We start from the raw sequence: 25,225 nt of genomic DNA, 5'->3' as shown, positions 1-25,225 counted from the left end.
AGATAGTTACCCGGATTGATAAGTGCAACTAGTTAGCGGCTTTAAATGTAACAGATTCAATAATAACGTCCAGTTTTTTCAGCGCCGGCATGTCGGAGCGAATGGTTTTATCGCCGGTTACCTGGTCATATTGTTTAGGGTCGCCGGTATTATTGGCTTTCAGCACAATGATTACGCCTTTGCCTTCCAGGGCGCCTCCATTCCAGCTGGATACCATACCGCCGTTTGTCCATTCAAAAGCATTCATTTTAAAAGGACGGCCGTTTACTTTAATGAGTTTGTCCAGGGGATCGCCGGCTTTGATGCCATAAGGCGATTTCCATTTGGAAGGATAATGGGAGAAGGTCAGGATATTCCCATTGTCACCATCAAACTGTATTTCCAGCTCATTGTCGGTATCGGGGTAGATCAGGTAAGCTTCTCCGTCTTTATCGCCGGCCAGGTTGATGGCATCGTGTTGGGTAACATTGCTGGCACCATACATTTCCAGCAGCTGTTCCGGTTTACGTACCTGGAACAGGGGGCGTACTTCCCAGTTGCGCGTATCCGCTGCCGGGGCCTCCGTAGCGGCTGCAGCAGTGGTCTTACCTGCTTCTGTAACAGTAGTGCTGGTTGATTCACTGGTATTGTCAGTACTGGTATGTGCCGGTGTAGCGGCGGCCGCCTGGTTGGCAGCAGCTACTTCTGCAATGGTGGCCGGTGGCTTTTTACCAGTTACCGGACCGGTATAGGTGGTCAGAAAATCTTTTTTATCATCCAGCAGGGCTTTCACATCTCCCTTAAATTTATTGGCAGTATAAGTAGCGATGGGGAACACGCTGTTGGTTTGTAACTCCATGCTACGCAGGTTGGTGATAAACCGCTGACGGTTACAGTCGCTGTACTGGTACAGGTACTTCAGCGCCGCATCAAAAGCCGTAGGATCTTTCTTCAGATCAAAAACAGTAGAATCTATATCCAGGCCGGCATTACCGCTGCGGGTGAGTTGTTCTGCAATATAGCCGGTAATGGAATCATGTGGTAATTGGTAGTGGGCAGCTACCCGGTTGGAAAAATCGTCTATCACGGTTTGGCTGAGTTTCGCCTGCGCGTTCAGCAATACCGGAACGAAGAGGGCAACCAGTATGGAAAACCTTTTCATGTGAGCTGTATTGATCATCTTTATAACTAATAACTACGTTAAAGGGTTTGAGATCACTAATTTATGTAATCTTATCAACACCATTACTATACTGCCCGATTATGGCGGTAGATAGTAAAACGTATGGATATGGAAATATAGTATTTTTAAAGGCAGCCCGCGTCAAAGAAATGATTTTATGGTTGAGGTGGCAGGCTGTCGCGGGTTTTCAGGAACGCCTCGTATTGCTTTTTTATCTCCAGGTATAAATCATAATCCGAGGAGCCCTTTATAAACGAATAGCTGGGGGTATAGTGCTGCATGAAAAGTTGAAGACTGTCGCCATCAAGCTTAGTTACCTTGTTAACCAAAGAAGGCGTATACACCCGGCTAACGAACATTTCCTGTTCTTTATTCAGCAACAGGTGTTTCATGGCAATTTTCTTGTTATTCTTTTTAAACTGGGTAGCCTTGTACAGGTTGTTGATGTTCAACGCCATTCCCGTGTATACTTCATACCACTTGGGACGCCTGAAGGTGAGCTCCCGGCCGTATTCTTCCCGGAAAGACAGTGAGTCTTTAAAGAAATGATACTGGACAATATGTACAGTTTTGAGCTGTATAGGTGGGGTACCGGAGGTATCCCTGGTTTTGTTGGATGGCACAGTATCCCGGGGAGCGTTTTGTGCCAGGCTGTGGGTGGCAGCAAAGCAACATAGTAACAGGATTATAGTGGTAATGGGCTTCATCGGAGAATCAAAATACTTTTTTTCTGTTTAAATGAAAAATTAAATAAACATATCTTAGGGGCAGAATGTATCCCAAATGAAGCAACGTTCATATTTTTTGAAAAGTGTATTGTTAGCATTGCTGTTGGTATTTATTGTTTCATGTGACAGTAGCAAACAACAGAAGTATACTGTAGCAGATGTGCCGGACCCAAAGAAAACGGGTGGCGGTTATGTCAGCAATCCAGACCATCTGATTTCCGATGAAACAGTGAACGAATTGAATGCAAAAATTGCTTTGCTGGATAATGCCGGTAAAGTGCAGGTAGGCGTGGTTGTACTTCGCAGCATTGGCGGCAACGACACCCGCGACTTCGTTCACCAGCTATTTAACTATTGGAAAATAGGAGATAAGGAAAAGAATAATGGGTTGCTGATCCTGATGGTAGAAGACGCCCGTAAGCTGGAATTTGAGACGGGTAAAGGTATTGAGGCGGATATGCCCGACCTTATTTGTTTCCGTATCCAACAGGAATATATGATTCCCCGTATCAAGGAACACAACTATGATGCAGCGTTTACAGACGGGATACTATCTGTGGCCTCCTTGTTTAATAATGGAAATTATGCTTATAACCAGCTACCGGATATGCCGGCGGCAGACGGGTCGTTAATGCCTTCCGTTACCGGCCCGGTAGTGGATATTTCGCCGAATATGCCGGAGAAGCCCCAGGATGCAGTTGCTGATAGTGCAGTAGCCGGCGAAACAGCTGGTAGCGATAACCAGGTATATGCGGAGCCACAACCTTATGCGGGTACCTATTCATCCGGGGATTCGGCTTCTTCTGGTAATTCTTCTTCTTACACCGGTGATTTTTCCTTTATAGGCATCATTTTCTGGATCATCGCATCTGCGTTAATGATGTATGTTTTCTTTGGCAAGAAGCGTAAAAACAAGGCGGTAGATGCAGAACCCATTCTTGTTTCGGACCATCAGAATGAATTTCTCCGTCCGGGATGGATAGGGCAGGTATTGATTCACCTGGCAGCGTTTTGCGGCATTTATTACGTAGCGAATCGACTTCATACGGATGTAGGATTTATTAAAACATTCGTGATTTATTATGTAACCTGGGTAGTGTTCATACATATTGCCGCATTGATTATTTCCATGCGTGCAGCGGTTATGCTGAAGGGAAAAGACCGTCATGAAAGATGGCTGCAATTATCTGTTTTGTTCCGGGATTTCAGTCGTGCCAAATATCCTTTCCCGGCGCCTTTTACCTGGTTATACGTGGCTTTGCTGGAGCGGCGGCTGAATCACCTGCGCAATGACCCATACGATTGCCATCACTGTCTGAAACCTATGCATAAACTGGATGAGGAGGCGGATAATCAATTCCTCGATAAAAAGCAGGTGATAGAAGAAGGACTACATTCGGTGGACTATGATGTATGGGGCTGTGATACCTGTGGTAATAAGATGATACTGAATTATACCAATATGCGGTCACACGTGGCGCAATGCCCTTCCTGTGCGCATATGAGCTATCAGAAAGGGACCGTGATCACCAAGAAATCAGCCAGTTATACCTCCGAGGGTTGGGGCATTATTCCGTATACCTGCGCGGCTTGTGGATTTAAACATGATTACCGGTTTACCATCGCTAAGTTGGTAGAATCTTCTTCTTCCTCCTCTTCTTCTTCCAGTAGCTTTTCCAGTTCTTCCTCTTCTTCTTCAGATTGGGGAGGCGGATCTTCAGGAGGTGGAGGCGCCAGCAGCAGCTGGTAGCGGAAGTAAATAAAAAGAGCCGGTTCTTCAACCGGCTCTTTTGTCAACTGAATAACAAGGATCGTTTTAATTATCGGCATTCATTTTTCCCACCACTTTATACCCTGCGATGGAATTATCGCTGTTTAAAACAGACTGATAATACATGCCGTCTGGTGATAAAAAGTACTGCTGACCGTTTATATTCACGGTGCGGCAATTATCCGGCAACTGTGAAATCATTCCATTATTATCTGTGTTGTTGCCAGGATCATTATTGGGGGTATTGTTGTTACCCTGATTGTTACCCTGGTCTGTGATCGTCACTGTTTTGTCGCCAATCTTACCATTTTTACCTACCACAATGTAACGTCTGCCGTTATCGGTCATGGTTTCCTGGTAGTAGGTGCCATTCAGCTCATAATAAGTGTTTCCATCTACGGTTATTTCCTGTGCGCCATCGGGCAAATTTGGTACGGCAGCACCTACAGGCGCTTCTACCACTTTGTAGCCTCTGTTATCGCCGGTAGACTGATAATAAGTACCTCCGTAATAGTACATCGGACCAAAGGAGGCGCCCAGTGAGAAGTAACCAAAAGGCAGCGTAGAAACGTATAAACCTAAAGGAGGAAAGAACGGGTTATAGTAAGGTCTGTAGTACCTGTAATAAGGTCGTCCGTAGAAGCCATGTCCGTAAACAGGACGATAGCCATGATAATAGCCATGATAGTAGCCTCTGTTGATAGGAGCTGTCATCCTGGGGGAGTACATCCGTTGAGAAGAATAAACCCTTCCACTGGTTCCTCCGCTAAAGTGACTGCCACCGCCTACGCGGGCGCCGCCACCAAAATGACCACCTCCACCTCCATGCCGCTGTGCGTAAGCACTGCTTACTGTAAATGTGCCGAGGAGGCCAACCAGCACGAACAGCATATAAAGTCTGTTTTTCATTTTCTTAACATTAAGTTGTAATCCTCTTAACAAATCCTCTATTTTTCAATCATTTATTGGACGGTAAAAGGAGCGAAAAGTTTAACTGAACAACTAATATGTGCAAAAATACGGCCGGTTTCCCTGCGGTTGTATTTACTGGTGGCTGGTGGTATTAATGACTGCAGTAAAACGGCTGGCCAATTGCCCGATTTCCGCACTTTTTGCGATTTGACTAATCCATTCCGGGGAGATATTATTTATTCCGTAATATAACCCGGCCGCGGCACCTGCTACGGCTCCCGTGGTATCAGTGTCGCCACCCAGGTTCACTGCGCGCAGCACGCAGGAGGCATAGTCATTGGTGTTCAACAGGCACCAGAGTGCGCTTTCCAGGGTATGTACCACATACCCGGAACTGTTAATCTGTTGTTCCGGGAAACGGGCAATTTGGTCTTGTAAAATTCGTTCGTAATATTTTAGTTCAGCTACACTGAACGATTGGTTCGCTACATAAGCATTTACCGACCGTTGCATCTGTTGGTAGGCTTCGGATAAATCTCCGGAAGCCAGCAGTGCACGCAGGAATTCAACATAAATAAAGCAGGCCAGTACCGAGCGGAAATGCTGGTGCGTGATGGCAGATACTTCTTTTACCACCTGGTAACGGAGATGGATATCCGTTTCTTTTACCAGGAAAAAAGCGATGGGCATCATCCGCATGAGAGAGCCATTACCGTTTTCAAATTCTTCAAATCCGCCACTGATCAATGGCGATGTGCCGGTGGCCACTCTTTGTAATGCCCGCCGGGTAGTATGGCCGATATCGAATGTTTCGTTATGTGCGCCCCAATATCCTTGTTGTGCCCAACGGACAAAGGTTTGCGCCATGTGGGGAATGTTGTATCCGGTGAGCAAACTTTCCGCGGTGCAGAAGGTCAGGGAGGCATCGTCTGAAAATGTACCCGGTGGCTGATTCCAGCAACCGTAGCCGGTAAGTGTCTCGATGGGATTTTCTGAGAGATAGCTACGCGTTTTAAATTCCACTGGTACGCCCAGGGCATCGCCAATAGCTATACCATAAAAGGCTCCTGTTATTTGTGATTGCATGGGATAGGTACTAACGTTAAGGTATGTATGAAATTATATACTGAATGTACGTTTGATTTATCAATTCTGATCAACCCACTATGTCTTATACGTTAAATTTCTGATTTTCAGGCATGCCTTTTTATTCAATAATTTTCCAGTCCGTTCATTCTCATTCATTGTGAAAATGGCGATGAAAAGTGTTTTTTGTATTGAGCCACGCCGTACCTTTGCATTATAACGATCGGTATCGTTGAAAGATTATACGAATAATACTTTTTTTAGTTTGTCTGCAACATCATTGATATGCCTTTAGTAGCTGTTAACCCACTGCACAGAAAGGCCTGATATTAACCATTCCATACAATGAAATTCCTAACCCTTCATTGTAGGCAAATACTAAAATTGAAACTTAACCCATATGCAATCTTTTTTGTTCAACCGGAAATTTCAAACCTGTACTTTTCTTGGCAATTATCATTATCATCTGTTCCTTTTTGTATTGAATTAAACAAATAGGAAGGGCATGCGACTGACAGCTACGCGCTTTCAAACCCAACACCAGCTGAGTTTCCGGTAGATTGCCGGAAAAAGGAGATATTATTATCTTATAGAGGAGGGTATATCCGTTAGTGACTATTCCGGCAATTTTCCGGAGATGGGTGTAGTCTGCCTCCGAGCCAATCAGCGATTTATCATTGTTTGTTACCTGCTTCATTAATCATAACAGCTCAGCAAAAGGGGTGATAGTATACAGTATAAAAAGGACTGTTTATCCAGGCAGTCCGGTTTTTCCTGATAGAAAGAAGGATGATTAGTTTTCGTCTTTGCAACACGTATAAACGGGACCACTTATTCAGGTAGTCCCCCCTTATTGTGACAGCTGAAGCACTGTGCAGGAAACGGATGACAGAAGAAAAAAAATTGGAGTGCAACATACACGATGGAAGCTTTAAACACTGGACCGTTTGTCTAAGCGGTCCCCATAAGAACTATATCAATAGGCGGATACCTATCGGCTTATTGTGTCTATAAAAGAGTAGTAAACGCCATATGTTAAACCCACACAGTGTAAATAATGCAAGGTCATTTATGCTGCGATTGATTCGGAATCCAGGGACTGTTTATCCAGGCGGTCCCTTTACTTAAAAAACCAGGCTGTTCACACAGTCTTCTATATATAACGTGTTTTATCAATAGGGTAATTTGGGAAAGTGAGGGACCATCTTTCCAGGTGGTCCTTATAAACACCTTACCAAAACAGGAGTGATGAATATACAATGGATCGGACATACTAAAAAAAGGGGCTGTTTTTCCAGGCGGCCCTATTATTTCAGACATGGTAAAAGCTGCCTGTGGCAGCGGTTAATACAATGTAGCTCATTTTGAGGTGGACGCAATTTAAAACAGGGGCTGTTTATCCAAACAACCCCTTATTTTAATACCAGGTTTATACAAAAAATGAAAGATTTGGCTATACCTTCGTTTAACCGCTTTCTTTGGAAAGTACTCATCAAAAACGTTGTAAAACCCGGTTATCATGCAATATCGCTTCCTCGGAAAATCAGGCCTGGCTGTCAGTGAAATTGGATTTGGGTGTATGTCACTCGGCAATGATGATGCAGATAATGCCCGCCTGCTCCATCACGCCCTGGATCAGGGCATTAATTTCTTTGATACTGCTGATCTGTACGATCATGGACAGAATGAAATCACCGTAGGCAAAGCATTGCGGCACAAAAGAACGGATGTTATCATTGCTTCCAAAGTAGGGAATCAATGGAATGACGATGGTAGTACCTGGAGCTGGAACCCACGGAAGGAGTATATTTTAACTGCCGTTGAAGGTAGCCTGAAGCGATTGCAAACAGACTATATTGACTTGTACCAGCTGCATGGCGGTACCCTGGAAGATCCGATAGATGACACTATCGCCGCTTTTGAACTGCTGAAGCAGCAGGGAAAAATCAGGCACTATGGTATTTCTTCTATCCGTCCTAATGTGATCCGTGAATATGTGAAACGCTCACACATCGTGAGTGTGATGATGCAGTACAGTTTACTGGACCGTCGTCCGGAAGAAACCTGCTTCCCATTGTTAGCCGAAAATAATATCGGTGTACTGGCAAGAGGGAGTGTAGCGAAAGGACTGCTGGTAAATAAACCCGCAGCTTCCTACCTTAACTATACCGAAAAAGAAGTAGCTACTGCTGCCGCTGCCATCAAACACAACAGCAGCACTGCCCGCGATGCTGCTCAAACGGCCCTGCGCTTTGTGCTACATCAACCGGTTATCAGCAGCGCTGTTGTAGGAATACGTACCGTTGCGCAACTGGAAGATGCTATCCGGGCGGTGCAGGCGCCTGCATTATTGCCGGCAGAAATTACAGCCCTCCAGCAAGCCATACCGGTGAATAAGTATGACGCGCACCGATAGGGTGTGGGTGCAGGTATTTTGTTTGCGGCAGGCATTGTCTCCAAAGCAAAAGTTTTGTATTTGCCGTTGCGTCAATAGTGGTACCGATTGTATGGCGGCCATTATAGGAACATTTCAGGACATTATCACTGCCCGGAATAATAATTGCTCTGCTCCCTGTTTACAGCCTGCTGCATTATTATTGTAAGGCATTAAAGCTCCATGTATGCAAAAATTAAAAGTTGGGATGTTACTGTTCCCTGAGTTAACAATCCTCGATTTTACAGGTCCCTATGATGTATTTATCAAAGCACCGTGTTTTGAGGTGTTGATTATCGGTGCTACCAAAGGTCCGGTTCGCGCAGAAGGTGGATTAACCTTGCAGCCGGATATTGCGATGGCAGACTGCCCACAGCTGGACATCATTTTTGTGCCTGGTGGCAGGGGAATTAATGCGTTGCTGACGGATCAGCTAGTGTTGCAATTCCTGCGGGACCAGTCGGTGAAGGCAAAGTATATTACATCGGTATGTACGGGCGCCCTGGTGCTGGCGGCTGCCGGGTTACTGGATGGCTACAAGGCTACCACGCATTGGCGCTCGCTGGAATTACTACGGATGTTTGGCGTGGAAACCATCGAAGAACGGGTAGTACGAGACAGAAATCGTATTACCGGCGGTGGGGTAACCGCCGGCATTGACTTCGGACTCCAGCTTACCGCCATTATAGGAGGAGAGGAGTTGGCAAAAGTAGTGCAACTGCAACTGGAATATAACCCCGAACCTCCATTCAGGGCAGGTTCTCCCAATACAGCCGGATTGCCGGTGCTGCAAAAAGCAAAAGAAATTACCCAGCTGACGCTGGAAACAAGAAAGCGAATTATCCGGCAACTACTACTGGATCGGGCTTCGTCATCAATTGGGCTGACCTGATAGCGCGCACTTCCGCCAGGCTGATCATCCTGTCTTGCTCCGGATCCCATACTTTCAGCAGGAAGCAGGCGCGTATATCGCGCAGGCTCAGCGTAGTGGTTTTGGCATTTTGTAAAGCGGGTATTGCCTTCATGACTTCCGGCAGGCGATAGAAAGGAATACGTGCATTCAGGTGATGAATATGATGGTAGCCAATGTTACCGGTAAACCATTTCATCACAGGATTCATCACCATGTAGCTGGACGACAACAATGCGGCTTTATCATAGCACCAGTCCTGGTTTACGTTAAAAGTAACGCCGGGGAAATTATGCTGTGCATAAAAGAGGTATGCGCCTATTCCGCAGGCAATGGTAAAAGGAATGAGAATGAAAAGCATCCAGCTTTGCCATCCCAGGAAATAGACCACTGCGGCACTGCCACCAATGTGAATGATGAGCGCCAGTAAGGAATCCAGGTGTTTGCGCGGACTGCTCAAAAATGATTGTACACACATCCCAAGCATAAACATCGATAAATATCCGGCGGCAATGGTCAGCGGGTGGCGGCTGAACAGGTAAGTACGCCTTTCAGCGGGCGTAATAGTTTCAAATTTTTTGCGGGTAATGATAGGATAAGATCCTATGCTGGCACTGAAAAGCTTTGAATTATGTTTATGATGGTAGTCGTGCGAACGTTTCCATATACTGGAAGGAGCTAATACATAGATGCCAAATGTGAGCATAATGGCTTCTGCTATCCACGATTTATGCAGGATGGCATGATGCTGATGATCATGATAAATAACAAACATTCTTACGATCAGTAATCCCGACAGGACACTGGCCAGTAATTTTAATACCAGGTATGGCAATATCAACGTACCAGTTAGTGATAAAACCAACAATAATAATGTTGATAAGGTGTAGCGCCAGCTCTTGGCTCTGTCTTCACGCGCATATGGCTTGGTAGCCAGGATCAGTTCTTTTCCTTCCAGCATACAGGTTGTAGGTAAGCTTTTCTAAGTTGTTTTTGATGTACGATTAAATAACGGCAGGGCGTTTATGTTTCCACCGTTTATGTGACCACAGCCAGGTAGCTGGCTGGGAAACGATATCTTCTTCCAGTTTACGTGTATGCGCCGCCGTGATAGCCCCGTCTTTTTCTGCTGCGGGGGTAGCGGTGAGCAGTTCTGCCGTAACGGTATAATATCCTCGTTTTAAACGTTGAACGGTAACATATACTACCGGGTAATTCATTTTCTGCGCTATTTTCTCTGTACCCTTGAATACCGGTGTATCCTGGTGGAGGAAATTAAGCCATTGGGCTGTTTTAGGCTGTGGAGCCTGATCAGCGATGAAAGCCGTTGCATTTATTTCGCCACGGTTTTGCACCATATCCCGAAAAGTGTCCTGCATGGCAATCAGTTTGGTGCCAAACCGGGTACGCATGCGGTACATTAAACCATTGAAATGTTTATTGGCCAGTGGGTGATAGATCACATATAACTGCTGACGGCACAGGATGCTGAAGGTATTACCAGCCCATTCCCAGTTGCCTTTATGTCCCATCACGAGTACCACACTCTTTTTCTCCGCTTCGAGGCGGTTAAACAACTCCAGCGTAGCCGGTGTAAAGCTGCAATGCTTTACCATCGAAGCTTTGCTGATAGTAAGTGTTTTAAATGTTTCCAGGAAAAGATCGCAGAGGTAATGATAGAAATCTTTACAAATACGGTTAATTTCCGTATCGCTCTTTTCCGGGAAAGAATTACGTAAGTTCTGGAGTACCACCTTCTTACGGTAGCCCATCACATAAAATAACAACACATATACTGCATCAGACACCAGGTAAAGTACACGGAATGGCAATAGCGATAACGCGTAGATCAGCGGTAACAGTAAGTAGTAGGCAATGGCGGACAATGTGGCACAGGTTTTTGATACTCCGAAAAGTATTATTGAAAACGTAAATATAAATTTTAAAGAACACTTTTCATAGTATCCGTGAAAAAAACGACGGATCGGTTCATTTAGTATCTTTATCCAGTAGACTTGTGTAAACTTTAACAGATACCGATGAAGACCATATCTCTCCTTGTAAAATATGGCTGCCTGATAGCAGTAGTGGGCGGCTTTGCGTATTGCGCACGTAACCCGTATGCCAGCACTAACAAGGTGTATCGGCAACATGCTAAGTCCTACGCGAAAACGCTGCGGCAACAGCCCGGCGGATTGGCCGGCGCCAATGGCGTAGCCGCCCCATCCTGGGTAGGTACCGTTAATTTCAATATGCGTAAACCGAATCTCGTTATCATTCATCATACGGCTCAGAATTCATGTGAACAAACGCTGAAAACGTTTACCATGGAGAAAACACAGGTAAGCGCTCATTATGTCATATGTCGCAACGGTGCCATCCATCATATGCTCAACGATTATCTCCGGGCCTGGCACGGAGGCGTTGCCAAATGGGGCAACCTGACCGACATTAACTCTGGTTCCATTGGTATAGAGCTGGACAATAACGGGCACGAACCCTTCGACTCCTCCCAGATCAGCAGCCTGCTGGTTTTACTAGATACCCTGCAACACCGCTATAGTATCCCTGCTGCTAACTTCGTAGGCCATGGTGATATTGCTCCCGGCAGAAAAGTAGATCCAAGCGCTTTCTTCCCCTGGCAGCAATTGTCCGAAAAAGGCTTCGGCCTCTGGTATAAAGACACCAGCGCCACCGTAGTGCCTGAATCTTTTAACCCATTACTGGCCCTTCGCATTATCGGTTACGATGTAAAAGATTCTTCCGCCGCCATCATGGCCTTTAAACGCCATTTTATGCCAGCGGATAGCCTGCCGGGCCTGAACGATGCAGGGAAAAAGATCCTGCTCAATCTGCAGCAGCAATATCAATGACCTGTTAAGAAGACACCCTACTTTACTTTTACCCCTACGATCCACTGCATTTATTTTGTGGAGTGAGATAAATACGTTATTTTAATAATGAGTTAGTACCAGCAACCAAAATCTAAGAAAGCAGCTTCCCGGATTAGTTATATACCTATTCTCCAACTTGCCCTTAATCTATACTTGTTATGAATCCTACAATTAAATTCCCGTTACTGCTACTCGCAGCCAGCACGTTTTTGCTGTGTATATCCCGTCAACAACTGATGGCCTCGCAACACGCACCCATCGTAAAAGACTCTTCCTGCCTCGTAAAAACAGAGGTCAGCTACGATTTTGCAGAAAATATGCGCAAAAAAGTAAATGCCATCATCGAAGACAAACTCGCCGGAGGCATTGAAGAAGGCGGAAAAATTACCTGGGAAAATTCTCCCGATGCACCGGAATACTACCAGGTGATTTTACGCAAAACCAAAGTGTCTATTAAGTACAAAGGCACCGTTTGCCAGGATAGACAAATCTGGCAAAACATAGAAGACTGTAAAGCAGAATTGAAAAAGTTACTGAACCTTTAAACGAAATATAGCGTACTTGTGCGTCCTTTTGCCTTACGACAGGATCAGACTGATTAAACTGATTTATTGAATTAGAAAAGCGTAGATAAGAAAGATATTATTGGTAAATATCCTTCTTATCTACCTAAATCAAAAAAATAAAATCAGCGCTATCAGCCTGATCCTGCTACAAGATAAATTTGGTTTCTTAAATCTATTTAGTCTATAAATTTTGTAGATTAATATTTGTGCATTAATTTTGACCCCGATATCATACCAAACCATCATACACCACAAATAAATGCCAAAATCAGAACGGTGTAACGGGATAACCATTCTCCGCAAAGATCTGAGTCAACTAATAAACTAAGTACTAAGCATGAATTACGTAAAAAGGCTGTTATGCCTGCTGCCCGGTTTACTGTGGCTGCAGCAGAGTATTGCCCAGGAAATCAGGGTGAGCGGGGTTGTAACCTCCCGTTCCGATGCACAGCGCGTACCCGGCGCCATCATACAGGTGAAAGGAAAAAGCCGCGGTACACAAACAGATGCCGATGGAAAATATAATATCAGCGCTAACGTAAATGACACGCTACAGATTTCTTCCCTTGGCTTCCAAACTGCATTTGAAGTAGTAGGGAGCAACAAGGTGATTAATATTTCCCTGGAAAACAGCAACCGTAAACTGGAAGAAGTAGTAGTCACCGCACTCGGTATCTCCCGCGAAAAGAAATCTCTCGGATATGCCGTACAGGAATTAAAATCGAAAGATATTTCCGAAGCTAAAGAAACCAACCTCGTTAACGCTTTATCCGGAAAGATAGCTGGCGTACAGGTAACCAACAGCCAGGGTAATCTTGGTTCCTCCCGTATCGTGATACGCGGTGAAACCTCCATTGCTGGGAATAACCAACCACTGTTTGTACTGGACGGGCTACCGGTAGATAACAGCCAGTTGGGAATCGGTACCGGCCGCGACTTTGCCAACGCCATCTCCGATGTGAACCCGGACGATATCGCCTCCATCAGTGTACTGAAAGGACCGAACGCCGCTGCATTATATGGTTCCCGCGCCTCCAGCGGCGTTATTGTGATTAAAACAAAAACTGGTAAGGATACCAAAGGAGGTCTCGGTATCACCGTGAACTCCGGTGTTACCCTGGATAAAGTGCTGATCCTTCCTGATTTTCAAAATAGCTACGGACAAGGTACCGGCGGACAATTCTCTTATAAAGACGGTAAAGGCGGTGGTATCAACGATGGCGTGGATGAAAGCTGGGGGCCTAAAATGGATGGTCGCCTGATTCCACAATTTTTCTCCAATGGTGAAGCAGTACCATTTGTAGCGCATCCGGACAATGTGAAAGATTTCTACGTAACCGGCTATACGCTGAACAATGGTTTATCTATTGGTGGTACGAATGAAAAGATGGATTATCGCTTCTCTTATAATAATACCAAACAAGCAGGTATTTTACCTAACACCGGTATTACCAGGAATACTTTTACTGCCAGCAATACTTTCCGCATTGCACCAAAACTTACCCTCACCACCTACGCCAATTACGTACGCAGCGCCGCTGATAACCTGCCCGGCGTGGATGGCAGACGCGGTAACAGCGTTACCCTGCAGTTCATCTGGTTTGGCCGCCAAGTAGATGTAAGCAAACTGAAAGATTATAAAAATCCGGATGGTACCGACTACAACTGGAATCATAGCTACTATAGCAATCCTTACTGGATTCAGTACGAAAATACCGTAGGCATGCTGCGTAACCGCTTCCTCGGAAATGCCCGGTTATCGTACCAGGTGCGCGACTGGCTCACCGCCAACTTCCGCCTGGGTACCGATTATTATACAGACAGACGCAAGTATAAAATAGCTTACTATACCAACGGTACGCCATTTGGCTCTTACACCGAAGATGCTTACACCGTAAGTGAAACCAACGGTGAATTCACCCTGAATGCAAAGAAAAAAATAGGCAGCGATTTTGATTTCGATGTACTGGCCGGCGCCAACCTGCGCACCAATCAGCTGGAGCAAAACTATCAACAAGCGCCTAAGCTGGCAGTGAAAGATGTGTATACACTCAATAACTCCCGCGATCCGTTTATCTCTAACAGCCTACTCAACAGGCAAAAAGTATATAGCGGCTTTGCCTCTGCACAAGTGGGTTTCCGCAATTATGCGTTCCTGAACTTAACAGCGCGCAACGACTGGTCTTCCACGTTGCCATCAGGAAGTAATTCTTATTTCTATCCTTCTGCCAATGCCAGCATCGTACTAACAGAAGCATTACATATACAAAGCAAAACATTGTCGCTGTTGAAAGTGCGTGGTGGCTGGGCACAGGTAGGAAAGGATACCGATCCTTATCAATTGATAAACACCTATCCTTTTAGCCAGCCTTTTGGTTCCTTCCCGCTGCAAACGGTGTCAGACAAGTTTTTGAATAAAAATCTGAAACCGGAAATCACCACTTCCACAGAGTTTGGTGTGGAAGCAGGTTTTGTGGATAACCGCATCCGGCTGGACCTGACCTATTATAATGCGCATAGCCGCAACCAGATACTGCTGGCGGATGTAAGTCCTACTACCGGTTACCTGAAGAAATTGTTGAACACCGGAGAAATCAGTAACCAGGGTGTAGAAGTAATGCTGGGACTTACCCCTGTATCTACCCGTTCCGGATTTCGTTGGGACGTTAACGTGAATTACGCCCGTAACGTGAGTAAAGTACTCGCACTGGATGCAGACGGATTTTTGCAGAACTATGTATTAGGTAGTTCCGGTAATATCCAGGTGTTAGCCACTACGGGCGAGCGTTATGGCGCCCTCTATGGCACCGCTTACAAAAGAGACAGCGAAAACCGCATCCTGGTGAATGCAGACGGGACGCCATCCGTAGATCCTAACAAAAAAATACTGGGTTATTATACGCCGAAATGGACAGGTAGCCTCAACAATAATTTCAGCTTCAAGGGAATTAGCCTGAGCGTGCTGATTGATACCAAACAAGGTGGTTCTATCTGGTCAGGTACCAACTCTACCGGTATGGGAACCGGTGTGCTGGCAGCAACCATGCCGGGTCGCGACCAGGAACATGGCGGTTTGCCTTACTATACTGCCAATGGACAAAATATCCAGTTGCCCGATCATAACGCTACCGCACCTGGTGGTGCAGCGGTAAAACACGACGGGATTATTTTTGATGGTTATACAGCAGATGGAAAAAAGAATACTGCCATTCTTTCTGCTCAAACGTATTACAAAGCAGTGTACAGCAGCAACCTCAATGAAAGTGCGGTATACGATGCTTCCTTTGTTAAACTGCGTGAAATTAAACTGGGTTATACTTTGCCGGCATCTATCGTAGGCAGATGGGGTTTGCAGGCCGTGAATGTTGCACTGGTAGCCAGAAACCTCGGATACCTGAGTAAGCACACGCCTAACATTGATCCTGAAACCGCCTTTAATACCGGCAATGGCCAGGGATTGGAAACACTGCAAATACCTACTACGCGCAGCTTTGGCATTAACCTGAATGTTTCATTTTAACTATTGACCGATCATGAAAAAGTTGCTGATACCTTTCTATATCATATTTACTACCATCTTACTGGCCGGTTGCCAGAAAGACCTGGAGCGTACCAACATCAATCCAAATGAACCCACCACGGTGCAGCCGGACTACCTGCTGAGCAATGGTATTAAAGCTAATGTGGATACCTATTGGGGGCCGGATGCCACCATGGAAACGTCCCTCTTGTATATACAGTACTGGGCAAAAATTCAATACCCGGATCCTGACCGTTACATCCCGGCATCTACTAATATCCAAACCGTTTGGAGTAACTTCTATGCACAGGGCATACAGGATTTTACCACACTGGCACAGCTGGGTGATAGCCTGCATAACCCTAACTATAAAGCGGCCGGCATTATTATGCGCAGCTGGATCTTCCAGTTGTTGACAGACTTGTATGGAGATATTCCTTATTCCCAGTCGGCTAATATTGAGAAATACCTGACACCGGTGTACGATAGTCAACGGGCTGTGTACCGGGGCTTGTTGGCGGAGCTAAAAGGTGCTACGCAAATCATTACACCCAGTGCCAATCCTATCCAGGGCGATTCTTTATTTGCCGGTGATATGAATGGCTGGAAACGATTTGCCAATGGACTGCGCAGCCGTATTGCCTTACGCATTGCGGACCGTGACCCCGAAGCAGCCAAAGCGGTATTTGCCGACCTGGCTGCGGAAGGTAACTTCCTGCTGGGACCTTCGGACCGTGAAGCCAGGTTATATTATCTCACCTCGCCTAACCAGAACCCAGTGGGCAGAAACCGGGAAACCAGGAACGATTATCGTATCAGTAAAACGGTGATAGATAAATTAAAAGCATTGAAAGACCCACGGTTAAGCATATATGCAGCGTTGCCTAAAGAACCAGGTTCCACTGACTACCTGGGTGTAACCAATGGCTTATCAGCCGACTCCGCATCCAGGTTGGGTTTCAGCAAAACATCCGATGTAGGCGCCGCGTTTACGGCTACACAGGCCCCCGCGTGGTTATTTACTTATGCAGAGCAATTGTTTATCCTGGCAGAAGCGGCACAACGTAACCTGATCAGCGGTGATGCTGCGGCGCTCTATCAACAGGCTATCCGCGCTTCCTTTAAGCAATATGGTATTACCGGCAAACCGGTAGATGATTACCTGGCGCAGGCTGCAGTGACTTATGATGCCAATAACTATAAGAAATCAATTGGAGAGCAAAAGTGGCTGGCACTTTTCAGCGAAGGCCTGGAAGCTTTTGCTGAATGGAGAAGACTGGATTATCCACAACTCACGCCTGCTTATACCGGCGCATTGCAGGGTAAAATGCCACTGCGTTTAACTTATCCTTCCAGCGAACAGGCATTAAATGGCAAAAACTACAAAGCTGCGGTAGCCCGTCAGGGAGCGGATTTGCTGACGACTAAGGTTTGGTTTGACATAAATTAAAATAGCACAAAGCATAAAGCGGAAAGCAAAAAGCTATTGAAGCGAATGATAGGAGCGGGTATTTTAAAAAATTACTCAGTTACTTTTATCATTCGCTTCAATAGCTTTTTGCTTTCCGCTTTATGCTTTCTGCTTGATCAATTACTTCTTCGCTCTATACCGCATGATCTCCACGCCCGCTTCGATGACTGGTCCAATGCCATGAAAATCGTTTAACTCCGTAGGGCGGTTATAATAGAAAGAAAGATCGGCGGAAGTATTAGTGCCAATACATACATCTTTCAGTTGTCCATCTTCCTGTATTTTTTCCTTTACCAATCCTTCCCATCCACGTTCTGCAATAGTGATATAGCGTTTGTCGAGCCACCCTTCATTGACAGCCCTGGCAATGGAATATACAAACATGGCGGTGCAGGACGTTTCTGTATAGGAATCGGTGCGATCCAGTACCTGGTGAAATAACCCATTAGCGCCCTGGTACTTTGCCACACCAAGAATTTGCTGGTTGAGGTCATCAATTACTTTTTGTCTGCCGGGATGGTTGGCGGGCAGGTAGTTCAACAGTTGTACTTTGGCCAGCATGATCCAGCCGTTGGCGCGTCCCCAGTGGGCTACACCCTGTCGTTGCAGGTCCTGGTAGTAGTAGTGAACGTACAGTTCCGTACGGGGATCCCACAGATAGTGGGTGAAATGCAGGATCTGGGCTACGGCATCATCAAAGTAATTATTGTCGTTGGTGAGTTCGCCCATACGTGCGAGGAAAGGAACGCTCATATAAAGATCATCTCCCCATAAGGTCCATTTATAGGGATTAGGCCGGCAAAACGTGCCATCTGGCAGCCTTTCCTGGACTTTGCTGATATGATGTGCTGCTTTATCGATATAGGCCTTGTAATCGCTTCTTTTTACGGTATGGTATACATCGAGTAAGCTGGCCCCCATGGCGCCACAGTCGTCCAGTACGCGGGTGTTGATCAGTTGATTGAAAGGGAAGTTTTTGTATTTCACGCCTTTTTTGCTGAGGGCTTCAAAGTAGGCGTAGTTGTCGAAAGCAAATGCCACATGCTTTTGCGCGAAGGCGTTGTATTTGTCGTCTTTGAGATAGTTGCCGAGGTCGATCATGGCAATATTCAGTACGCCGTTGGGGTAGTGCCATTCACTCAGGTGGTCAGAGATGAGAGCGTTGGTGCCGGCGGGAATTTCTTTACTGGTATTCCAGGTTTGTTGATGGTCGCCTTTGAATTGAAAAGCGGCATGTGCGATGGCATAATCAGCTACTTTTTTCACCACCGTTAAATCGGCGGAATTGTCCTGGGTACGGCCGGAGAAGGGTATGGCAAGCCCCAGGTATAATAGGAATTTCAGCTTTTTCATATATAGTACGTGGTTTATACTAACAATATATGGCGCTTTGCTGATTAATGCAAACGATTGCATAAAAATAACTTGGCTATTAATATAATTTATTTTAATTATGTGTTTGAGAATGATTAGTTTTAGTTTAACCGGCCTATGAACTACCCACGCGATTGGCCCTGCGAAGAAGTAACGATCATGAATAGAATAGTTTTATTGCTAACAGTAACGATCCTGACTGCCTGTCATCAACCTAAACCGGACGAACCAGACACTTTAGCGGTGGCAGCGCCCTCCACCACCATTCAGCCTCTCACCGCTGCAGACGACTCCATGCTGGAGCCCCACCGTCAACATAATATTTCCTGGGATAAAGTGGAAGTATTCGAATTTTCGAAAGCCCTGATCAATGGCAAAGTACCGTTGTTTACCAACAGACGGCGCCTGGAAAGCAGCATTGCGCCGGCAGACAGTATTGTTTCCACCGCTAATGAAGACATCTGCGGATCACAGTTTGATGAGGACTTTAGTTATTTCTATTTAGCCGGTTCTACTTTTGAACTTTGTAAGGACTCTGTTGCCTGTGAAGAATTTGTGTTATCTCCGGCTTATGAACTTAAACTGGGGAAGGTAATCCTGACTGGTAATACCACCTGGGAAGATGTCAGCAGATTTTTTCCCAATGCGGTACTGCAAGCAGAGAATGAAGGAAAAACAGATATGATCACACTCCGGGACTCCTACAGCATGGATAGCGATGGCAGTGTACAGTTGTACTTCGAAAATGGAAAACTGGTACGCATAGTGAACTTTAATCCCTGCTGATCGTTGCATCCTGCGCGCCGCGTGTCTGTGCCACGCTGATATCTGCGGTAGCAGAAGGTCCCATCATAAAACACCCATAGGCCGTATACTTCTCCCGATATTTTGTTCCAGGTGAACAAATGGCGATTGCTTTCCTTATTTTTGACGATCATGCTTTCGGAAGGGATACATATGGAGGATGGATGGAGAATGCTGCTAAACGGCCAGGAAGCCGCGATGCTGGCATTATATGACGCGCATTATATTGGCATGTTTAACTATGGGATGAAGTTAACCGGTAACCGGGAGCGCGCTTCAGAGTGCATCACCCAGGTACTGTTGGACCTGTGGGATAAACGCCATACCCTCCCCGAAGTAGAAAACGTACGGGCCTACCTGCTCACCTGTATCCGCCATAAACTGATGGCAGAAATAAAAGCAGACCGTCGCCGTGAACAACGCCACCACGCTTTTGAAGCCGGCCGGGAACAAACCGAAATGGCCTACGAACAACTACTGATCTCCGCTCAATCCGATAAAACATTAAAACAACGGCTGGAAAAAGCACTTACCAAACTGGCGCCCAGGCAACTGGAACTGTTACGCCTCCGCTATTTTGAAGACAGGGACTATGATGAAATAGCAGTTATTTGTAATGTAACTAAGCGAACTGCCTACAACAGTATCCACGATGCCATTAAAATTTTAAGGACGGAACTCAGCCAGGATGGCGGGAATGATACGAATATATACAGCATTCCTCTCCTGGTGCTGGTCATGTTAACCCTCTCGTAAAAAAAAATATTTTTTTTGGGTAGTAAAAAGGGAAAGTTGTGTTCTCTATAGAAAAAGGAGGGATGTTTTATGTCTGATTTTCAGGAATATCAGGGTGAGGATTTTTTACAGGAACCTTCTTTCTGCCGGTATTGCACAGGTACAGACGCCAGTGCCGTACGCTTCTGGGAAGCCTGGATCAAAGCGCATCCGGAGAAAGGCGCTGCCGTGAAAGCCGCAAAGGAATTATATTATATACTGAATGGAAATATAACTGCGTCGGCTTTTACAAAGGAACGCCGGCGCTTTGAACAGGCCTTCCAACAGCACCTGCAAGCACCACCGGTAAGAAGGATTTCGCCCGTATGGAAATTGCTGGCCCGCGCCGCCGTCGTCGCGCTGCTCATCAACATCGCCGGGTTTGCGGTATACCAGTATAAAAAACAACACCGCCTCCGGAACTATAGCAGCGTAGCCGGCGAAAGGAAATCATTCCAACTGCCGGATGGTACCAGTGTAATGCTCAATGCCAACAGTCATATCAGGGTGGCTGACCGGTTTAATAAAAATACCCGGGAAGTGACGCTGACCGGAGAAGCCTTTTTTGATGTAACTACCGTAGCCAACAAACCTTTTATTGTACACACCAGTAAAATGGATATACGCGTATTGGGTACTTCCTTTAATGTACGCGCTTATCCGGACGACAAAGTAGTGGCTGCCTCCCTGATAAAAGGAAAGGTGGAAGTTACTATCCCGGGCGAACATAATAGAAAAGTGATTTTACAGGCCGCGCAAAAAATTGCAGTACCAGTAGTAGAAACCAACCAGGCACCTGCACAGGTAGTAACTATTGCAAAAGTGGTACTGAGTCCGCGGGATAGCACTGCTGTAGAAACTTCCTGGACACGCAACCGCCTCGTAATGACAGATATGCCACTGGGCGCCGCTGCCCGCGAGATGAGTCGCTGGTATGGGGTGAAAATTACCGTAGATAGCGCTATTGCCAGCAAATACCGGTATACCGCCACGTTCGAAAAAGAAACTGTAGAGCAGGCGTTGAAGGCCATGCAAGCCTCCGTGCCTTTTCATTACCATATTGTGAACAATGAAATATTTATCAGCCAATAAAAAGAAAATGAATACTTATCAAGACCAACCATTTTCTAAACACTAAAAAAGGGAACGCCTAAGCGCTCCCTCCAGTTAAGTAACGGAAACAGGGCTTTTGCCGGGCGTCTGTTTCCCATTATGGACATTAACCAACTAAATGTATGAAAAAATTCAGTCCACGGACTGCACTCATCGTGCATGCCGGCAGGAACATTCTTTGTCGTGTTACGGGAATGACCCTGCTATTACTGCTACTCTGTAGTATCCACACCTTCGCCGCCAGGCATCATCAAAACATCCGATTATCCCTACACCTGAAGAAAGTACCGCTGACAAAGGTTTTTAGCGCTATTGAACAAAAATCAGGATTGCGTTTTGTGTATGGCAACAATATCATACCAGCCGACAAACTGGTATCTATTGATGTGGACAATGTAACGCTAACGGATATACTAAAAGAAGTACTACAAGGCACCGGCCTTGCATTTGCCAGCACAGAAACCAACCTGGTGGTGATTAGCCAACAACCTGCACCTGCAAAGCAGGAACGTATTATCAAAGGAAAAGTACTCGATGAAGCCCATAACCCGTTACCCGGTGTTACCGTGATGCTGAAAAATATGCAAACAGGTTACAGCACCACTGCCAAAGGCGAATTTGCCCTGGCCATAGCGGAAAGCAATCCTGTATTGGTAGTTACCTGCATGGGGTTTATGCCTAAAACAGTGGAAGTGGGAGACAGGTCTTACGTTGAAATTATCCTCTCCCCAAATATTTCCCTGCTGCAACAGGTAGTGGTAACCGGTTATCAAACTATTTCAAAAGAAAGAAGCGCCGGATCATTCACGAAAGTAGAAGGAACGCAGTTGCAGCAAAAATCAGGTAGCATGAGTGTGGTAGACCGCCTGGAAGGCCTGGTGCCAGGCTTTGCAGTGAACAACAGCGCGGGCGCAGATAAATTCCTGATAAGAGGCGTATCCAGCGTAAACGCCAGCAGGAAGCCACTGTTTGTAGTGGATAATGTACCCATGTCTAATGATTATATTACTGACTTCATCAACCCCAATGATGTGGAAAGTATTACGTTCCTGAAAGACGCTACTGCCGCTTCTATCTGGGGCGCCAATGCGGCCAACGGGGTAGTGGTGATTACCACCCGCAGAGGGAAGGACCAGCAACGCCGCATCAAAATGAATTACGATGGCTTTGTGTCTTTTAAAGGATTACCGGATTATGCGTATCAACATAAAATGAATTCCGGACAGTTTATCAATGCGGCCAAAGAAGTATTTAATCCCACCAGTTACCCCTGGAAAACAGTTACATCGCCGGGTGTAGGCAATTCAGATGCGATTGTATATCCGCACGAACAGATATTATACGATCAGGCAAATGGCCTCATTTCGCCTGCAATAGCCGGTGCCCGGCTCGATTCCCTGGCTGGGTTAAGCAATCGCGGCCAGATTGATCAATACCTGCAACAGGCTGCACTGCTTACCAATCACAGCTTGTCGTTTACCGGCGGCAGCCAGTTTCATTCCTATTATGGTTCGGTGTCTTATACTAACCAGGAACAAACGAATAAGGCAGCCATGAATCGTTACCAGCTAAACCTGCGCCAGGATTTTATATTCAGCAAGAGCGTAAAAGCAGATGTGACGGTAAATTTATCGCAGCAGAAATCTACCCGTTCCCTGATCCCATCTCTCCCTGATCTCAATACTTACCTGCCATACGCCATGCTGGCAGATGCAGCCGGTAATCCGCTGTCACAGGCTTATCTGCAGATGTATCAGCCATACCGGCAAAATGCAGAAAATAAAAGTGGATTAAACTTGAACTATATTCCACTGAAAGAATCCGGTTATACCAGCAACAACGACAGTACTACCGGTGCGGTACGTGCCAACGCCGGTCTGAGTATAAAGTTGTGGAAAGGACTCACCTACGATGGACGTTTCCAGTATCAGCAGGTGAATACCAACATGCAAACCTTTTACGATCAGCAATCGTATAGAACACGTTATGAACTGGTGCATTTTACACAGGCAGCTCCCTCACCAGGCGCACGCCCTGTCTACTTCCTGCCGGAATCAGGCGGACAGTATCTTACCTATAATGCACAGAATGTTTCCTGGACTGCCCGTAATCAGCTGATGTATGATAACAGCTTTAAAGAGCATCAATTGACTTTCCTGGCCGGTACAGAAGTACGTGGCGACAGAACCCGCTCTTTTTCCTCTACCCGCCGTGGCTTTAACTACCAGACACAGACTTATAATGTGTTTGATGAAAAAACACTGCAAACCACCGGGGTTACTAACCCGGTAATTGGTAACAATACTGCTACCAGGAGCACTCTATCAGGAAACCCCATTTCAGTAGGAGAAATAGAAACCCGCTTTTTTTCTTTGTATGCGAACGGCGCCTATACCTACAAACAACGGTATAACCTGAATGGTAGCATCCGTATGGACCAGTCGAATTTATTTGGTACCGAAAAAAGTCAGCAATACAAACCCATCTGGTCTGCCGGCGTCGGCTGGATTATCAGCAATGAATCTTTCTTCGCCATAAGATCCGTGAATCGCCTGAACATCCGTGCTACGTATGGTTTGGGAGGAAATGCACCGTTACCGGGATCTGGTAGTTCCGTAGATATTGTACTGGCAGAAAGCAGTCCGCTGTTTAACAGTGTAGGCATCGGGTACCGTCCTTTACTACCTGGTAATAAAATGCTGACCTGGGAGCGTACCAAGATGATGAATATCGGGGTAGACTTCGACTTGTTCAACAGTCGTTTGAGTGGATCCATAGACGTATACCGTAAAAAAACCATTGACCTGTTGGGCTCACAGCCGTTAGACAGAACCGCGGGCTGGTATTTTGGCTATGCTAACCTCGGAGATATGATGAATAAAGGTATTGACCTGCAACTCAACAGCCGCAATATCGCACAGGGGCGTTTCTCCTGGAATACATTATTCACCCTTGGATACAATAAAAACAAGGTGTTGAAATTAAACCGTAACACACCACTCACCCCTTCCAATAAAGCGAATGTGGGCTTCGTGGAAGGATATCCTGCTTATAGCTTCTTTGCCTATACATGGGCCGGATTGGATGGCATGGGCGATCCACAGGTCACTACTGCTGCTGGTAAAACCGTGAAGAATTCTTCCGGCGTTATTGCCAATGACCTGCATTACGCCGGGGTTTCACAGCCAGCCTGGTATGGTGGGGTTACCAACAGTTTCCGCTATGGCAGCTTTGATTTGTCGTTCCTGGTAGTGTATAACCTGGGATACCAGATGAGGAGAGACGTAAACACTTTTTATTCCGGCAGGTTAACCGCTAATATCCCGGCTTCTTTTGAAGATCGCTGGAAACAGCCGGGTGATGAAGCTCACACCAATATCCCTTCTTATGTACCATTGAACGCACAGAACATTGCGCGTCGTTCCACAGAACTATATCAACAGGCCGATATCAACCTGGTATCCGCATCGTACATCAAACTTCGTGATTGTACGCTGGGTTGGAATTTGCCGGCTCGCGTAGTAGATCATGCCTGGATGGAGAGCTGCCGTATCTACACACAATTGAATAATGTGATGCTCTGGAAAGCCAACAAGGATGGCATAGACCCGGAATACTTCAAGCTGATGTATGGTGTAAGAGCGCCTGCCATGAAACCTTTCTTTACAGTAGGCGTGAACGTTAGGTTTAAATAATCTATTAAAAC

Annotated in this window: 18 protein-coding genes; 11 read left to right on the top strand and 7 right to left on the bottom strand. The window is 46.0% G+C overall.

The window, feature by feature from the left end; translation table 11 throughout:
• Positions 1–28: 28 nt before the first annotated feature.
• Entirely contained in the window at positions 29–1,141 is a 1,113-nt protein-coding gene (locus AC5ZC7_RS25910; protein ID WP_496158161.1) for a hypothetical protein, read from the bottom strand.
• 176 nt (positions 1,142–1,317) lie between these two features.
• Entirely contained in the window at positions 1,318–1,869 is a 552-nt protein-coding gene (locus AC5ZC7_RS25905) for a hypothetical protein (protein ID WP_496158162.1), read from the bottom strand.
• A gap of 76 nt (positions 1,870–1,945) precedes the next feature.
• Between AC5ZC7_RS25905 and AC5ZC7_RS25900 the strand changes: the two genes are divergently transcribed.
• A complete protein-coding gene (locus AC5ZC7_RS25900; RefSeq protein WP_496158163.1) occupies positions 1,946–3,640 on the top strand; it encodes a TPM domain-containing protein in 1,695 nt (564 codons plus the stop codon).
• 66 nt (positions 3,641–3,706) lie between these two features.
• Here AC5ZC7_RS25900 and AC5ZC7_RS25895 read toward each other — a convergent pair whose 3' ends face one another.
• Both AC5ZC7_RS25895 and AC5ZC7_RS25890 read right to left on the bottom strand, forming a co-directional pair.
• The gene (locus tag AC5ZC7_RS25895; protein WP_496158164.1) at positions 3,707–4,570 is read right to left on the bottom strand and encodes a DUF6515 family protein; all 864 of its coding nucleotides are present in this window, start codon (positions 4,568–4,570) and stop codon (positions 3,707–3,709) included.
• 135 nt (positions 4,571–4,705) lie between these two features.
• A complete protein-coding gene (locus AC5ZC7_RS25890) occupies positions 4,706–5,659 on the bottom strand; it encodes an ADP-ribosylglycohydrolase family protein (RefSeq protein WP_496158165.1) in 954 nt (317 codons plus the stop codon).
• Positions 5,660–7,178: 1,519 nt separating this feature from the next.
• Between AC5ZC7_RS25890 and AC5ZC7_RS25885 the strand changes: the two genes are divergently transcribed.
• A complete protein-coding gene (locus AC5ZC7_RS25885) occupies positions 7,179–8,075 on the top strand; it encodes an aldo/keto reductase (protein ID WP_496158166.1) in 897 nt (298 codons plus the stop codon).
• A gap of 205 nt (positions 8,076–8,280) precedes the next feature.
• A complete protein-coding gene (locus AC5ZC7_RS25880) occupies positions 8,281–8,985 on the top strand; it encodes a DJ-1/PfpI family protein (protein ID WP_496158167.1) in 705 nt (234 codons plus the stop codon).
• On the opposite strand, the gene AC5ZC7_RS25875 is transcribed toward AC5ZC7_RS25880, so the two are convergent.
• Positions 8,933–9,964: a fatty acid desaturase gene (locus tag AC5ZC7_RS25875; protein ID WP_496158168.1), complete on the bottom strand. Its 1,032-nt coding sequence runs from the start codon at positions 9,962–9,964 to the stop codon at positions 8,933–8,935. The genes AC5ZC7_RS25880 and AC5ZC7_RS25875 overlap by 53 nt on opposite strands.
• A 43-nt stretch (positions 9,965–10,007) precedes the next feature.
• Positions 10,008–10,889, bottom strand: coding sequence for an LpxL/LpxP family acyltransferase (locus AC5ZC7_RS25870; RefSeq protein WP_496158169.1), 882 nt, complete (start codon positions 10,887–10,889; stop codon positions 10,008–10,010).
• Positions 10,890–11,042: 153 nt separating this feature from the next.
• On the opposite strand from AC5ZC7_RS25870, the gene AC5ZC7_RS25865 reads away from it, so the two are divergent.
• From AC5ZC7_RS25865 to AC5ZC7_RS25850, 4 genes are all read left to right on the top strand, one after another.
• On the top strand, positions 11,043–11,876 hold the full coding sequence (locus tag AC5ZC7_RS25865) for an N-acetylmuramoyl-L-alanine amidase (RefSeq protein ID WP_496158170.1): 834 nt from the start codon (positions 11,043–11,045) through the stop codon (positions 11,874–11,876).
• Between the two features lie 179 nt (positions 11,877–12,055).
• The gene (locus tag AC5ZC7_RS25860) at positions 12,056–12,442 is read left to right on the top strand and encodes a hypothetical protein (protein ID WP_496158171.1); all 387 of its coding nucleotides are present in this window, start codon (positions 12,056–12,058) and stop codon (positions 12,440–12,442) included.
• Between the two features lie 358 nt (positions 12,443–12,800).
• On the top strand, positions 12,801–15,983 hold the full coding sequence (locus AC5ZC7_RS25855) for a SusC/RagA family TonB-linked outer membrane protein (protein ID WP_496158172.1): 3,183 nt from the start codon (positions 12,801–12,803) through the stop codon (positions 15,981–15,983).
• Between the two features lie 13 nt (positions 15,984–15,996).
• Entirely contained in the window at positions 15,997–17,433 is a 1,437-nt protein-coding gene (locus tag AC5ZC7_RS25850; protein WP_496158173.1) for a SusD/RagB family nutrient-binding outer membrane lipoprotein, read from the top strand.
• Positions 17,434–17,574: 141 nt separating this feature from the next.
• On the opposite strand, the gene AC5ZC7_RS25845 is transcribed toward AC5ZC7_RS25850, so the two are convergent.
• Positions 17,575–18,807: a glycoside hydrolase family 88 protein gene (locus AC5ZC7_RS25845; protein WP_496158174.1), complete on the bottom strand. Its 1,233-nt coding sequence runs from the start codon at positions 18,805–18,807 to the stop codon at positions 17,575–17,577.
• A gap of 138 nt (positions 18,808–18,945) precedes the next feature.
• On the opposite strand from AC5ZC7_RS25845, the gene AC5ZC7_RS25840 reads away from it, so the two are divergent.
• From AC5ZC7_RS25840 to AC5ZC7_RS25825, 4 genes are all read left to right on the top strand, one after another.
• Positions 18,946–19,614 carry a hypothetical protein gene (locus tag AC5ZC7_RS25840; protein WP_496158175.1) on the top strand — a complete coding sequence of 223 codons (669 nt, stop codon included), beginning with the start codon at positions 18,946–18,948 and terminating at the stop codon, positions 19,612–19,614.
• Between the two features lie 150 nt (positions 19,615–19,764).
• Positions 19,765–20,388, top strand: a complete 624-nt coding sequence (locus AC5ZC7_RS25835) for a sigma-70 family RNA polymerase sigma factor (protein ID WP_496158176.1) — start codon at positions 19,765–19,767, stop codon at positions 20,386–20,388.
• 69 nt (positions 20,389–20,457) lie between these two features.
• Positions 20,458–21,498 (top strand): FecR domain-containing protein, encoded by a 1,041-nt coding sequence (locus AC5ZC7_RS25830; protein ID WP_496158177.1) that lies wholly within the window; start codon positions 20,458–20,460, stop codon positions 21,496–21,498.
• A gap of 143 nt (positions 21,499–21,641) precedes the next feature.
• The gene (locus AC5ZC7_RS25825; RefSeq protein WP_496158178.1) at positions 21,642–25,214 is read left to right on the top strand and encodes a SusC/RagA family TonB-linked outer membrane protein; all 3,573 of its coding nucleotides are present in this window, start codon (positions 21,642–21,644) and stop codon (positions 25,212–25,214) included.
• Positions 25,215–25,225 lie beyond the last annotated feature (11 nt).

Source organism: Chitinophaga sp. 9-1-y (genome assembly GCF_059511905.2).
This window is presented reverse-complemented; position numbering and strand designations above follow the sequence as displayed.